The organism is Pseudomonas sp. AC136 (assembly GCF_979258585.1).
The window spans coordinates 4,212,666-4,227,128 of record NZ_OZ409865.1 but is presented as its reverse complement, the minus strand read 5'-3'; the positions used below and the strand labels follow the sequence as shown (position 1 = coordinate 4,227,128).

General features: G+C 62.3%; 11 protein-coding genes. 6 read left to right on the top strand and 5 right to left on the bottom strand.

What is annotated here, in order from left to right; translation table 11 throughout:
- Window positions 1-27: 27 nt before the first annotated feature.
- The gene (hrpB, locus tag ACZZZU_RS18910; RefSeq protein WP_463552156.1) at window positions 28-2,562 is read right to left on the bottom strand and encodes an ATP-dependent helicase HrpB; all 2,535 of its coding nucleotides are present in this window, start codon (window positions 2,560-2,562) and stop codon (window positions 28-30) included.
- 213 nt (window positions 2,563-2,775) lie between these two features.
- Between hrpB and ACZZZU_RS18905 the strand changes: the two genes are divergently transcribed.
- Window positions 2,776-3,195 (top strand): polyribonucleotide nucleotidyltransferase, encoded by a 420-nt coding sequence (locus ACZZZU_RS18905; protein ID WP_122492937.1) that lies wholly within the window; start codon window positions 2,776-2,778, stop codon window positions 3,193-3,195.
- Window positions 3,192-4,082 (top strand): cation diffusion facilitator family transporter, encoded by an 891-nt coding sequence (locus tag ACZZZU_RS18900; RefSeq protein ID WP_463551483.1) that lies wholly within the window; start codon window positions 3,192-3,194, stop codon window positions 4,080-4,082. Before ACZZZU_RS18905 ends, ACZZZU_RS18900 begins: the two co-directional genes overlap by 4 nt.
- A gap of 205 nt (window positions 4,083-4,287) precedes the next feature.
- Here ACZZZU_RS18900 and clpB read toward each other — a convergent pair whose 3' ends face one another.
- From clpB to rluD, 3 genes are all read right to left on the bottom strand, one after another.
- Window positions 4,288-6,852: an ATP-dependent chaperone ClpB gene (clpB, locus tag ACZZZU_RS18895; RefSeq protein ID WP_463381756.1), complete on the bottom strand. Its 2,565-nt coding sequence runs from the start codon at window positions 6,850-6,852 to the stop codon at window positions 4,288-4,290.
- A 201-nt stretch (window positions 6,853-7,053) separates the two neighbouring features.
- Window positions 7,054-7,809 (bottom strand): peptidoglycan editing factor PgeF, encoded by a 756-nt coding sequence (pgeF, locus tag ACZZZU_RS18890; protein WP_463551482.1) that lies wholly within the window; start codon window positions 7,807-7,809, stop codon window positions 7,054-7,056.
- Entirely contained in the window at window positions 7,799-8,743 is a 945-nt protein-coding gene (gene rluD, locus ACZZZU_RS18885; protein WP_463551481.1) for a 23S rRNA pseudouridine(1911/1915/1917) synthase RluD, read from the bottom strand. The genes pgeF and rluD overlap by 11 nt, the downstream gene beginning before the upstream one ends.
- A 176-nt stretch (window positions 8,744-8,919) precedes the next feature.
- Between rluD and ACZZZU_RS18880 the strand changes: the two genes are divergently transcribed.
- From ACZZZU_RS18880 to ACZZZU_RS18865, 4 genes are all read left to right on the top strand, one after another.
- On the top strand, window positions 8,920-9,939 hold the full coding sequence (locus ACZZZU_RS18880) for an outer membrane protein assembly factor BamD (RefSeq protein ID WP_122492941.1): 1,020 nt from the start codon (window positions 8,920-8,922) through the stop codon (window positions 9,937-9,939).
- A 176-nt stretch (window positions 9,940-10,115) separates the two neighbouring features.
- On the top strand, window positions 10,116-10,343 hold the full coding sequence (locus ACZZZU_RS18875) for a PP0621 family protein (RefSeq protein ID WP_122492942.1): 228 nt from the start codon (window positions 10,116-10,118) through the stop codon (window positions 10,341-10,343).
- Window positions 10,333-11,925, top strand: coding sequence for a sensor histidine kinase (locus ACZZZU_RS18870; RefSeq protein WP_463551480.1), 1,593 nt, complete (start codon window positions 10,333-10,335; stop codon window positions 11,923-11,925). The genes ACZZZU_RS18875 and ACZZZU_RS18870 overlap by 11 nt, the downstream gene beginning before the upstream one ends.
- 2 nt (window positions 11,926-11,927) lie before the next feature.
- Window positions 11,928-13,268: a sigma-54-dependent transcriptional regulator gene (locus ACZZZU_RS18865; protein WP_122492944.1), complete on the top strand. Its 1,341-nt coding sequence runs from the start codon at window positions 11,928-11,930 to the stop codon at window positions 13,266-13,268.
- On the opposite strand, the gene thiO is transcribed toward ACZZZU_RS18865, so the two are convergent.
- Complete coding sequence (thiO, locus tag ACZZZU_RS18860; protein WP_463551479.1) at window positions 13,269-14,366, bottom strand: glycine oxidase ThiO; 1,098 nt, start codon at window positions 14,364-14,366, stop codon at window positions 13,269-13,271.
- Window positions 14,367-14,463: the final 97 nt, after the last annotated feature.

The following is a 14,463-nucleotide window of genomic DNA, read 5'->3' as shown; positions in this document are numbered from 1 at the left end:
CTGCCCTGGGCATTGCATGAGCGCCACTTAGCGGCGAGGTTTCGCGCGGGCGGTGGGCTCGGCGATCAGCGGGTCGTCAGGCCAGTAATGCTTGGGGTAACGCCCCTTCAATTCCTTTTTCACTTCGGCGTAGGTACTGCGCCAGAAGTTGGCCAGGTCTTGCGTCACCTGCACCGGTTTGCGCCCTGGTGAGAGTAGATGGAGTTTCACCACCTGGCGGCCATCGGCAATGCGCGGCGTGTCGGCCAGGCCGAACAGTTCTTGCATGCGCACCGCCAGCACGGGCGGCTCCTCGTTGTAATCGATGCCGATCCGCGAGCCGGACGGCACTTCAATGGCTTTCGGTGCGAGCTGTTCCAGACGCTGCGGCAGCGGCCAGGGCAGCAGCGTTTGCAGCATGTTGTGCAGGTCCAGCGCGGCGAAGTGGCTCAAGCGCGTGACCTTACCGAGATAAGGTTGCAGCCAGGTTTCCAGGCTCGCCAGCAAGGCCGCATCGCTGACGTCGGGCCATTCGCTGCTGGCGTTGTGGGCCAGGTCGAGGCGACGCAACAAGGCGATGCGCGCTTGCCACTGGCGCAGCTCTGGCGTCCAGGGCAACAGCTCCAGGCCTTTGCGGCGGACCAGGCCGAGCAAGGCGCGGCTGCGGGTGGCTTCGTCGAGGTCGGTCAGCGGCTCGCGGTTGAGCACCAGCTCGCCGACGCGCCATTGCCGTTCGGCTTTCAGCGCGCCCTGGCGTTCGTCCCATTCCAGTTCCTCGCGCACCGCCACTTGCTCGCGCAATACGCTGTCGAACAGCGCCGGCTCGAGTTCGGCGGCCAGGTAGATGCGCTCTTCGCGCTGGCCCTGGCGACTGCCCAATTCGGCAATCACCAGCCACGGCTGTTTCATCAATGCATCCGGCTCACCGAACTGCGCGGCGCGGCCATTGGCCAAGCGGTATTCGCCGCCGCCAGCCCGGCGCTGTTGGGCAACACGGTCGGGATAGGCGAAGGCCAGCAGTGCGCCCAGCCAGCGTGAGTGCTCGGGGTCGCTGACCGGTTCGGTGGGTTTGCCGCGCAGGTAGGAACGGAATTGTTTGGCCAGTTGCCGGGCACGCTGCACGCCACCCTGCCCGCCTCGCTGGCCGCGCTCTTCGCCGCTGAGCAGGGCCAGGCGGCTGTGCAAGTCCGCCCCGCCGCCGCGTTGGATGTCGCGCTCGCCGAGCAACGCGGCGATGTCGCAGGCCAAGTCGCCCAATCCCAACGCCTGGCCCCGCAGCAGCAAATGGGCGATGCGCGGATGGGCCGGCAGCTCGGCCATGGCCTGACCGTGGGACGTGAGCTGACCGTTTTCCTGCAAGGCACCGAGGCGCATGAGCAGGTCCTGCGCCTGGGCATACGAAGCGCTGGGCGGGGCGTCGAGCCAGGCCAGTTCTTGCGGCGTCACGCCCCAGCGCGCCAGTTGTAGGGCGAGGCCGGCGAGGTCGGCCTGCAGAATTTCGGCGCTGCCGTAGGCGGACATTTGTTCGTGCTGGGCCTGGGACCACAGGCGATAACACACGCCCGGTTGCAGACGACCGGCGCGGCCGGCGCGTTGGGTGGCGCTGGCGCGGGAGATGCGTTGGGTATCGAGGCGGGTCATGCCGCTACCCGGATCGAAACGCGGCACGCGGGCGAAACCGGCGTCCACCACCACGCGCACGCCATCGATGGTCAGGCTGGTTTCGGCGATGTTAGTGGCGAGCACCACTTTGCGTTTGCCCTCGGGCGCAGGCTCGATAGCGGCGCGTTGGGCGCGCAGGTCCAGATCGCCATGCAATGGGCACAACAGAATGTCGCTGCGCCCTTGCAGCGCTTCGGCCAGTTGATCGTTAACCCGACGGATCTCGCCCTGCCCCGGCAAAAACACCAAGACGCTGCCGGGTTCGTCGGTCAGCGCTTGCAACACCGTTTGCACGGTGCGCGGTTCGATGCCTTCTTTGGCATACGGGCCGGCCGGCTGGAACGGACGGCCCCAGTGGGTTTCCACCGGGAACATGCGCCCTTCACTGCGCACCACCGGCGCGTTGTCCAACAGCGCCGACAAGCGCTCGCCTTCCAGCGTGGCCGACATCAGCAGCACTTTCAGCGGCGGGTCGTCGCGTAATAAGGCGCGGCCGTTGAGGGTGAGGGCCAGGGCCAAATCGGCGTCCAGGCTGCGCTCGTGGTATTCGTCAAAAATCACCAGCCCTACGCCTTCGAGCGCCGGGTCGTCTTGCAAACGGCGGGCGAGAATGCCCTCGGTCACCACTTCAATACGGGTGGCCGCGCTCACTTTGCTTTCCAGGCGAATGCGATAGCCGACGGTGCCGCCCACCGCTTCGCCCAGTTCACTGGCCAGCCGTTCGGCGGCGGCGCGTGCCGCGAGACGGCGCGGTTCGAGCATGATGATCGACTGCCCGGCCAACCAGCTTTCGTTGAGCAACGCCAAGGGCACGCGCGTGGTTTTACCGGCACCGGGCGGCGCTTCAAGCACGGCTTCGTGGCGCTCGGCCAGGGCCGCGCGCAGGGCAGGCAAAACAGCGTCGATGGGCAGCGGAGTCATGGACATGGAAAGGTCATTGGCGGCGTTCACAGTGGGGCGGCGAGTATACCGGCGAACGGCCAGTCGCTACCTGTGGTCTTAGCTGGGCAGCGCTTGCTGCGCCGGGCGTGCCTGGCTTGTATAGTTGCCCACTTTCCAGATTCAGCGAGCGAAGGTCGGCCGCGAAACCGCCCCGACGCCGCGCATAATTTTTATCTCAAAGGAGTGTTTGCGATGCCCGTAAAGTCTCGTGTAATTGGTGGTGCATTGATCGTTGCCCTGCTCACTCAACTGAGCGCGTGCGGCAGCATTTTCTTCCCGGATCGCCGGGGCCAGATTGAAGGCAAAATCGACCCGGTGGTCGCCGGCCTCGACGCCATCGGCCTGCTGTTCTATGTGATTCCCGGCCTGATCGCGTTCGGTATCGACTTCGCCACGGGCGCCATCTACTTCCCCGAAGGCCAGAGCGCGCAAATCGATCCGCAAAAACTGCAAGACACCCTCGGCGCCGACGGCAAGGCCGACCCGGTTCGCCTCAAAGCCCTCATTCAACAGGAAACCGGTCGCACCCTGCCGCTGGATGACCCGCGCCTGATTCAGCACACCGGCAGCCTGCAACAGCTGGCCGCTTTCGGTCTGCGTCCCGCCGCATGAAATTAACCGCAGCGCATGAGCGCCTGCTGCGCCAAGCCACCTTCGCTTCGCTGGCGGTAGCGATCACCCTGATCGTGGCCAAAGGTGTGGCGTGGTGGTTAAGCGGTTCGGTCAGTTTGCTGGCGGGCCTCACCGACTCTCTGCTGGATGGCGCCGCCTCGCTGCTTAATTTGCTGGCGGTGCACTACTCGCTGCGTCCGGCCGACGATGACCACCGCTACGGCCACGGCAAAGCCGAGGCGTTGTCGGCGATTGCCCAAGCGCTGTTTATTGCCGTGAGTGCGGTGTTGGTGGCGGTGCAAGCCGTCGAGCATTTGCGTCACCCAGAACCGCTCGGTTCGCCCGAACTCGGCATTGCCGTGATGGTGCTGTCGCTGGCGCTGACCGTGGCGCTACTGGCTTTCCAATACCGTGTCATCCGCATCACCGGCTCCACGGCCATTCGCGCTGACTCCCTGCATTACCGCTCCGATTTGCTGCTTAACAGCAGCATTCTGCTGGCATTGGTGTTGGCCTGGTTTGGCTGGCAACAGTTGGACGCGTTGTTTGGGCTGGGCATTGCCGCTTACATACTCTGGAGCGCAGTGCAGATTGCGCGGGAGTCGGTGGCGGTGTTGATGGATGAAGAGCTGCCGGCCGACGTAAGCGCCAACATGCTTGAACTGGCCTGCCAAGTGCCCGGGGTGCTGGGTGCCCATGACTTACGCACACGCATCTCGGGCACGCATTGGTTTGTGCAGTTGCATTTGGAGTTGCCGGGAGAGCTGAGCCTGACGGTGGCTCATGAACTGTGCGAGCAAGTGGAAAAGGCGATTATTGCCGCTTATCCACGGGCTGAGGTGTTGGTGCATGCCGATCCGCAGGAAGTGGTTCGGCAGCGGGGATGAGTAGGAGATCAAGGTAACTGTAACGGTTTCAAAACCGCGTCATTCCCGCGAAAGCGACGATCTGACGACGGGGAATCCAGGCTGGAGCAGGTAAACGCGCTCGTCATGCAAGCCTGGATTCCCGCCTGCGCGGGAATGACGGTGGATGGGACGTAGACTGTGAAACACCCCAACTTATCGCAGGGATGAAGCCCAGCAGTGACGATCACGCAAACGTAATCTCGTCGCCATCGACTACGCCGGTCACGGTCGACCCCGGCGCAAACTTGCCGCTCAGGATCAGTTGCGCCAGCGGGTTTTCGATCCAGCGTTGCACGGCTCGTTTCAGCGGCCGCGCGCCGTAGACCGGGTCGTAACCCACGGCGATCAGCTTGTCCAACGCCTCATCGCTCAAGTCCAGGTTCAGCTCGCGCTCAGCCAGGCGTTTGCGCAGGCGGCCCAATTGAATCTGGGCGATGCCGGCAATCTGGTCACGGGCCAACGGCTCGAAAATCACCACTTCGTCGATACGGTTGATGAACTCCGGACGGAAGTGGTTGCTCACTGCGTCCATCACCGCCGCACGCTGCGCTTCCTGGTCGCCGACCAATTCCTGAATCTGCGCGGAACCGAGGTTCGAGGTCATCACGATCACGGTGTTGCGAAAATCCACGGTACGGCCGTGGCTGTCGGTCAGGCGGCCGTCTTCCAGCACTTGCAGCAGCACGTTGAAGACATCCGGGTGCGCCTTCTCCACTTCGTCGAGCAGCACCACCGAGTAAGGTTTACGCCGCACGGCTTCGGTGAGGTAACCGCCCTCTTCGTAGCCGACGTAACCTGGCGGTGCGCCGATCAGGCGGGCAACCGAGTGCTTCTCCATAAACTCCGACATGTCGATGCGCACCAGTGCTTCTTCGGTGTCGAACAGGAACTCGGCCAAGGCTTTGCACAGCTCGGTTTTACCCACCCCGGTCGGGCCGAGGAACAGGAACGAGCCGCTCGGCCGATCCGGGTCGGACAAACCGGCACGAGAACGGCGCACCGCGCTGGCCACGGCGGTCACGGCTTCGTTCTGGCCGATCACGCGCTGGTGCAGCAGGCTTTCCATTTTCAGCAGTTTGTCGCGCTCGCCTTCGAGCATTTTCGCCACGGGAATACCGGTCCACTTCGAGACGACTTCGGCAATTTCCTCTTCGGTCACGCGGCTGCGCAGCAATTGGTTTTCGGTTTTGCCGTGCTGGTCGACCATCTGCAGGCTGCGTTCAAGATCAGGAATGATGCTGTATTGCAGCTTGGCCATTTGCTCGAGATCGCTGCGACGGCGCGCGGTTTCCAGCTCTTGCCGGGCTTGCTCGATCTTTTGCTGAATTTGCGCGGAGCCTTGTACTTCAGCTTTCTCCGACTTCCAGATTTCTTCCAGATCGGCGTATTCGCGCTCGAACTTGGCGATGTCTTCCTGCAATTTGTCGAGGCGTTTGAGCGCCGCGTCGTCGCTTTCCTTTTTCAGCGCTTCACGTTCAACTTTCAGTTGAATCAAGCGACGTTCCAGGCGATCAAGCACCTCCGGCTTGGAGTCAATTTCCATGCGGATGCGGCTGGCGGCCTCGTCCATCAGGTCGATGGCTTTGTCGGGCAACTGGCGATCGGTGATGTACCGGTGGCTGAGTTTTACTGCGGCGATGATGGCGCCGTCGGTGATCGCCACTTTGTGGTGAACCTCGTAGCGCTCTTTCAGGCCACGCAAAATGGCGATGGTGTCTTCCTCGCTCGGCTCATCGACCAGCACTTTCTGGAAGCGACGCTCCAGCGCCGCGTCTTTTTCAATGAACTGGCGGTACTCGTTCAAGGTGGTGGCGCCCACGCAGTGCAGCTCGCCACGGGCCAGCGACGGTTTGAGCATGTTGCCGGCGTCCATAGCGCCTTCGGCCTTGCCGGCGCCGACCATGGTGTGCAGCTCGTCAATAAACAGAATGACGCGGCCTTCCTGTTTGGACAGTTCGTTGAGCACCGCTTTCAGGCGCTCTTCAAACTCGCCACGGAACTTGGCGCCGGCAATCAGCGCGCCCATGTCCAGCGACAGCAGGCGTTTGTCTTTAAGGCCGTCGGGCACTTCGCCGTTGACGATGCGCTGCGCCAAGCCTTCGGCGATGGCGGTTTTACCTACGCCGGGTTCGCCGATCAGCACGGGGTTGTTTTTGGTGCGGCGCTGCAACACTTGTATGGTGCGGCGAATTTCGTCGTCACGGCCGATCACCGGATCAAGCTTGCCTTCTTCAGCGCGCTTGGTGAGGTCGACAGTGTATTTGTCCAGTGCCTGACGCGACTCTTCCACGTTCGGGTCGTTGACCGCGTCGCCACCGCGCAGGTTGTTTACCGCGTTCTCAAGAGCCTTTTTGCTGACGCCCTGACCCAGCAGCAGCTTGCCGAGCTTGGTGTTTTCGTCCAACGCGGCGAGGAGCACCAGTTCGCTGGAAATGAACTGGTCGCCCTTCTGCTGCGACAGGCGATCGGCCTGATTGAGCAGGCGCGCCAGGTCTTGGGAGAGGTTAACGTCGCCCGTGGGGTTCTGGATTTTGGCCAGTTGATCGAGCTCTTTGGTCAGCGCCTGACGCAGGACATTTACGTCAAAACCGGTCTGCATCAGCAGCGATTTGATCGAGCCGCCTTGCTGTTCCAGTAAGGCCTGCATCAGGTGCAATGGCTCGATGGCGGCGTGGTCCATGCCCACGGCCAGAGACTGGGCGTCGGATAACGCCAACTGCAATTTGCTGGTTAAACGATCGATACGCATAGGTTTACCTTCCTTTAGAGGGCAGCCGGCGCAATGAACGCACCTGATAAAAAATGTCTGCCGGGATGCTCAAGTAAGTGAGGCCGATTGTTCGGGATTCAAGGTGCGCTGACGGCGAACGCGAACGAACGGGCCGACAAGGCGGCCGACCGGCATTTGAATTGACTGTAGTTGCAAGGACGGCGTGGCGCCGGGCTCAGCTCAGGGTGCGAGCCATACCAATGAGGCGAAACGGCCGGTGCGGGCGGCGCGGCGGTAGGAGAAAAAGCGTGAATCGCTGACGGTGCATAAGCCGCCACCGTACACCTCCGTTACGCCACGAGCGGCCAGGCGCAGGCGGGCGAGCTGATAAATGTCGGCAAGGTATTTCCCGGCATTGGCGCTCGGCACAAAGGCTTGTTCGGCTTCGGGCTGCACGGCCATAAAGGCCTCGCGCACCTCGGCGCCCACTTCAAAGGCTTGCGGGCCGATGGCGGGGCCGAGCCAGACGAGTACGTCGCTTGGCGGTACGGCGAGCGAGTCAAGCGTGGCTTCCAGCACGCCGTTAACCAGCCCGCGCCAGCCGGCGTGTGCCGCCGCCACACGGGTGCCAGCGCGGTCGCAGAACAGCGCGGGCAGGCAATCGGCGGTCATCACCGTGCAGGCGATGCCGGGCGTGGCGGTCCAGCTGGCATCGGCTTCGGCTACCTGAGCGGGATCGGCAGCGGCCACGGCAACGCCATGCACTTGTTTCAGCCAGGCAGGCTGACAGTGCAGTTGGGCGATGAGGGAATGGCGGTTGGCAGCGACCGCGCTAGCGTCATCACCGACATGGTCACCGAGGTTAAAGCTATCGAACGGGGCTTGGCTGACACCACCGGCGCGGGTGGTGACACAGGCTTTGACCTGCGCGGGCGCAGGCCAATCCGGCGTTAGCCAGAGGGAAGTTTGCTCAGCCGACACCGATTCAGCCGACAAAAGCTTCGCGGTCCTGGCGCAGCAACGACAGCAGCCAGACGAAGTCTTCCGGCAGCGGAGACTCCCACTTCATGCGCTGGCCCGTCACCGGGTGAGTCAGCTCAAGAAAGCGCGCGTGCAGCGCTTGGCGCGGGAATTCTTTCAACGCGAGCAACATGGTCGGGTTGGCGGCTGGCGGAATGCGGAAGCGGCCGCCGTACGCCGGATCGCCCACCAGCGGGAAGTTGATGTGCGCCATGTGCACGCGAATTTGGTGGGTGCGGCCGGTTTCGAGTTTGACCCGGGCGTGGGTGTGCGAGCGGAAGCGCTCCAGCACGCGGTAATGGCTGATGGCTTGTTTGCCGCCTTCCATTACAGCCATGCGCTGACGTTGCTGACCGTGGCGGCCGATCGGCGCGTCAATCTTGCCACCGGCGGTAATCACGCCAATGACGATGCATTCATAAATGCGGCTGACCGAACGTTTTTGCAGCTGGTCGACCAGTTGCGTTTGCGCCTGAATATTTTTCGCCACCACCATCAAGCCGGTGGTGTCTTTGTCCAGGCGATGGACGATGCCGGCGCGGGGCACATTAATAATGTCGGGCACATGGTGCAGCAGCGCATTGAGCAAGGTGCCGCTCTGGTGGCCCACGGCTGGGTGAACAACCAAACCCGCCGGCTTGTTGATGACCAGGATGTCGTCATCTTCGTAGACGATGTCCAGCTCGATGTCTTCGGCCACCCATTCGCCTTGTGCTTCCTGCTCGGCATTGAGCTCCAGGACGCTGCCGCCGTGCACGATGTCACGGGGGCGCACCACCTCGCCGTCCACCGTCAAAAGACCTTCTTTGATCCAGGCGGTAAGGCGCGAACGCGAGTGTTCACTGAAGAGTTGGGCGGCGACTTGGTCGAGGCGCTGGCCGCCCAATTCGGACGGAACCTCGGCGCGCATCTGGATGGCTAACTTATTAATTGGAGGAATGCTCGGTAACGGCGCGGCGTAGGCTTTGGTTTCGGCTACGCGCTTGTGGTTAAATACGGCGTCTTTGTCCCGGGGTAACCGGGGCGCTCATCATAACAGGACGGCTCTGCTCAAGACAGCCAGCCGTCACAGGGACGCAAGCCGCCATGCAAGTGAAACACCTGCTGCTGATCGCCATCCTCGCTCTCAACGTTGCTTGTTCTTCTAATGAAGTTGTAGACGAAAACCTGAGTGAGTCCGAGCTGTACCAGCAGGCACAGACCGATCTGGACAACAAGAGCTACACCAGCGCCGTCACAAAGCTGAAGGCATTGGAGTCCCGCTATCCGTTTGGCCGCTATGCCGAACAGGCGCAGTTGGAACTGATTTACGCCAACTACAAAAACGTTGAGCCGGAAGCTGCAAAGTCCGCCGCCGAGCGTTTCATCCGCCTGCATCCTCAACACCCGAACGTTGATTACGCCTATTACTTGAAAGGCCTGGCCTCGTTCGACCAGGACGTCGGCCTGCTGGCGCGCTTCCTGCCGCTGGACATGACCAAGCGCGACCCCGGTGCCGCCCGCGACTCTTTCAACGAGTTTGCCCAGCTCACCAGCCGCTTCCCCAACAGCCGTTACGCCCCCGACGCCAAGCAGCGCATGATTTACCTGCGCAACCTGCTGGCGGCCTATGAAGTACACGTGGGCCACTACTACCTGACGCGCCAGGCTTACGTAGCCGCCGCCAACCGCGGTCGTTATGTAGTTGAGAACTTCCAGGAAACCCCAGCCGTCGGCGATGGCCTGGCGATCATGACCGAGGCCTACCAGCGCCTGGCCCTGAACGACCTGGCTGATACCAGCCTGCAAACGCTGAAGCTCAACTACCCCGACCACCCGAGCCTGGTGGACGGCAAGTTCGTGCCCCAGGAAGACGAAGCCGACAACCGCAGCTGGCTGAGCAAAGCCACCCTGGGCCTGATCGAAAGCGACGCGCCGCTGCCACCGGGCGAAACCCGCGCCAGCCAAGACGTGATCAAGCAGTACCAGGATGCCGAACAGGAAATTCCGGAAGACTTGCTGCCGCCTGAAGACGAAAACAGCGAAGCCGAGGAAGAACACGAAGCGGAAGGCAATAACACCGACCGTTCCTGGTTCAGCTACATGACCTTTGGCGTGTTCGACTGAACACGCAACGGGTAATTAAAGAGGAGGCTTCGGCCTCCTTTTTTGTTGCCCGCGTTTTTGCCGGCGTAGCTTCACAGCCGGAACTCACGGACACAACGCACACCGTGCCATTTCCCGGCTGTGCGGGCGCCACCAGCTTGGCTAAACTGCCAGCCTCACGAAACGAAGAGTCAATTATGGGACGCTTGTTAATCTGGATCGGTTTGATCTGTGCCGTGTACTGGCTATGGCGCCGCGCAACGCGCCCCGCCCCGGCTAAACCGGGCCTTGAAGAAGCCGCGCCGATGGTGCGCTGCGCCCATTGCGGCGTGCACACGCCTCGCGTGAGCGCCGTCAACCAAGGCTCGCAATGGTTCTGCAGTCAGGTCCACCTCGAGCAGGGCGCTACCCGCAGTGACCGGTGAAACTCTGACCCTGAGCAGCCTGCAAGGGCAGCGAATTCTCAAGATCTACCACCTGTACCGCGTCGCGATCGGCGTGCTGCTGGTGGTACTGATCTACAGCGAGCTGGATAACCAGCTGCTGCAAATGGCCAACGACAGCCTGTTCAAATACGGCAGCTGGTTGTACCTGATCCTCAACGCGCTCATTGCTTTGGGCGTACGCCGACCGCAACACCTGGCGCAGGTGTTCAGCCTGAGCATGGTCGATGTGATCTTGCTGTCCGGCCTGTTCTACGCCGCTGGCGGCACGCCAAGCGGCATTGGCACGCTGCTCATCGTCGCGGTAGCCATTGCCAATATTCTGCTGCGTGGCCGCATCGGCCTGCTGATCGCAGCGGTTGCTGCAATCGGCATGATCTACCTGACCTTCTACCTGAGCCTGAGCAATCCAGCCGCATCGAGCCAGTACGTGCAAGCCGGGGCATTCGGCACGCTTTGCTTTGCCGCCGCGTTATTCGTCCAAGGCGTAACCCGGCGTTTGCAAGTCAGCGAAACCCTGGCAGAAAAGCGGGCGGCCGACGTTGCTAACCTCGAAGCCCTCAACGCCCTGATTCTGCAGCGCATGCGCACCGGCATTCTGGTGCTCGACGGTCAGCACCGCGTGCTCTTGGCAAACCAGGGCGCGCTCAGCCTGTTGGGCCGCGACGAACTGGCCGGCAAAATCCTCGACCCGCACAGCCCCGAGCTGGTCAAACGCCTTCAGCATTGGCAGCGCAACCCCACGTTGCGCCCCTCCAGCATGCAAGCCGTGAACGACGGCCCGGTGCTGCAGCCCAGTTTTGTCACCCTGCAGCGCGGCGAGAAACAAGACACGCTGGTCTTTCTTGACGATATCTCTCAAATCGCGCAGCAAGCGCAGCAACTCAAACTCGCCTCCCTCGGCCGCCTGACCGCCGGCATCGCCCATGAAATTCGTAACCCGCTGGGCGCCATCAGCCACGCCGCGCAGCTGCTGCAAGAATCCGAAGACCTCGATGGCCCCGACCTGCGCCTGGCGCAGATCATTCAGGACCATTCGCGGCGCATGAATCTGGTCATCGAAAACGTGCTGCAGCTGTCACGCCGGCGCCAGGCCGAGCCGCAACTGCTTGATCTCAAATACTGGCTGCACCGCTTCGCCAGCGAGTTCCGCACGACCACCAGCGAAAGCCAACTGCTGCACCTGGAAACCGCCGGCAGCACCATCCAGACCCGTATGGACCCCAATCAGCTGACCCAGGTGCTGACGAATCTGGTGGAAAACGGTTTGCGCCACAGTGCGATCAAGAACAAGCAAGGCCAGGTCTGGCTGAAGCTGTTCCGCGATCCTGACAGCGACCTGCCGATTCTCGAAGTACTGGACGACGGTGCCGGCGTACCGGCCGAACACAGGCAGAATATTTTCGAGCCCTTCTACACTACCGAAAACAAAGGCACGGGCCTCGGCCTGTACATTTCCCGCGAACTCTGTGAAAGCAACCAGGCCCGTCTGGATTACAAAACCCGCGATGTCGGCGGTGGCTGCTTCCGAATAACCTTCGCCCACCCGCGCAAATTGAGCTGACCATGACCGCCCGGCAAAAAGCCCTGATCGTCGACGACGAGCCCGATATCCGCGAGCTGCTGGAAATTACCCTCGGCCGCATGAAACTGGACACCCGCAGCGCGCGCAACGTCAAAGAAGCGCGCGAACTGTTGGCCCGCGAGCCATTCGACTTGTGCCTGACCGACATGCGCCTGCCCGACGGCACTGGGCTGGACCTGGTGCAGCACATTCAGCAGCGCCACCCGCAGGTGCCGGTGGCGATGATCACGGCTTACGGCAGTCTCGACACGGCGATCAACGCCCTCAAAGCCGGCGCCTTCGACTTCCTGACCAAACCGGTGGACCTCGGCCGCCTGCGGGAACTGGTCGCCACCGCCCTGCGTATTCGCAGCAACGACGGCGAGGAAGTCACCGTAGACAACCGCCTGCTCGGCGACTCGCCGCCCATGCGCGCGCTGCGCAAACAAATCTTCAAACTGGCGCGCAGCCAGGCGCCGGTTTACATCAGCGGCGAATCGGGCAGCGGTAAGGAATTGGTAGCACGCCTGATCCACGAACAAGGCCCGCGCACCGAACTGCCCTTCGTGCCCGTGAACTGCGGCGCGATCCCGTCCGAGCTGATGGAAAGCGAATTCTTCGGCCATAAAAAAGGCAGCTTCACCGGCGCCATCGAAGACAAACAAGGCCTGTTCCAAGCGGCCAACGGCGGCACCCTGTTCCTCGACGAAGTTGCCGACCTGCCGCTGGCCATGCAAGTGAAACTGCTGCGCGCCATTCAGGAAAAAGCCGTCCGCACCGTCGGCGGCCAGCAAGAAGTGGTGGTGGACGTGCGCATTCTCAGCGCCACTCACAAAGACCTCGCCGCCGAAGTGGCCGCCGGTCGCTTCCGCCAGGACTTGTACTACCGCCTGAACGTGATCGAGCTGCGGGTGCCGGCCCTGCGCGAACGTCGCGAAGACATCGCGCAACTGTGCGACGTGATGCTCAAGCGCCTCGCTGAGGGCACAGGCCTAGCCGCCGCCAGCCTCGACCCCGACGCCCTGGAAAAGCTGAAAAACTACCGCTTCCCCGGCAACGTGCGCGAACTGGAAAACATGCTGGAACGCGCGTACACCCTGTGCGAAGACGACCGCATTCAAGCCAGCGACCTGCGCTTGGCCGACGCCAGTGGCTCCGGCGAAAACGGCGAGGCGAGCCTGGCGCAAATCGACAATATCGAGGACTACCTCGAAAACATCGAACGCAACCTGATCATGCAAGCGCTCGAAGAAACCCGCTGGAACCGCACCGCGGCGGCCCAGCGCCTAGGGCTGACCTTCCGTTCCCTGCGCTACCGCCTGAAAAAGCTCGGCATCGACTGATCACAGCGCTTCGAGTCGACCCTGCGGCGCGTAAGGCGCGGGGTCGATGATGGGCGGGTTGCCCAGCATCAAATCCGTCAGCAACTGACAGGACGCCGGCGCCAGCACCAGCCCATTGCGGTAATGGCCGCAATTCAACCACAACCCCTCGAACCCCGGCACCGGCCCAATAAACGGAACGCCCTCCGGCGACCCCGGCCGCAACCCCGCCCAGTGCCCCACCACCTCGGCATCTGCCAAGGCCGGCAGCAATTCGATGGCCGACGCCTTCAAACTGGCGAGTGCCTCATCGGTAGGCGTCTTATCGAACCCGCAATGCTCCAGCGTGCTGCCGACCAGAATGTGGCCGTCCTTGCGCGGAATGGCGTAACGCCCCTTAGCCAACACCATGCTCGGCAAAAAGTCGGCAGCGCACTTGAACAGGATCATCTGACCTTTTACCGGCACCACGGGCAAGTCGAGCCCCAGCGTGGCAAGCAATTCGCCACTCCAGGCGCCGGCAGTAAGTACCACGCGTTCCGCGCGGATTTCGCCTTCGGCGGTGTGCACACCAACAATGGTGTCGCCCTCGCGAATAAACCCCGTAACCGGCGTTTGCTCACGCAGCGTGACGTTTGGCATCTGCATCAGCGCGGCACGCAGCGCTTTGACCAGGCGAGGATTACGGACGTTGGCAACGCCGTTCATGTGAACCGCGTGTTGATAGCCCGAACCGAGAACCGGAACGGCGCCGTACACCTCGCTCATCGGCACCGACGCCAATGGCCGACCGAGCGCTCGCGCCCAGGCCAGCGCTTGAGCCTCGTCGTCCAGATCCAGCCAATACAGTCCGGTGACGAAGACTTCGGGGTCTACCAGAGTTTCTGCCTTTAACTGTTCACCCAGGCCCGGGTAAAAATCTTGCGACCAATGAGCGAGCGCAGTAACCGCCTCGCTGTAGCGCCACGGGTAGAGTGGAGAAACGATGCCGCCGCCGGCCCAGGAAGATTCGCTGCCCATTGACTGGCGATCAAACAAGGTCACCTGTAGCCCTTTGCGCGCCAACATGAGGCCCGACAACAAACCGAGCACACCACCACCTACCACTACGTAAGACACAACCACCTCACTCGAATATGAAAAATAGTGCTGTCGCCGGCGCTGACGACGGCGGGTAAGAAGACGTTGCAACCCGTTCAGCAGCCACGTATCCATA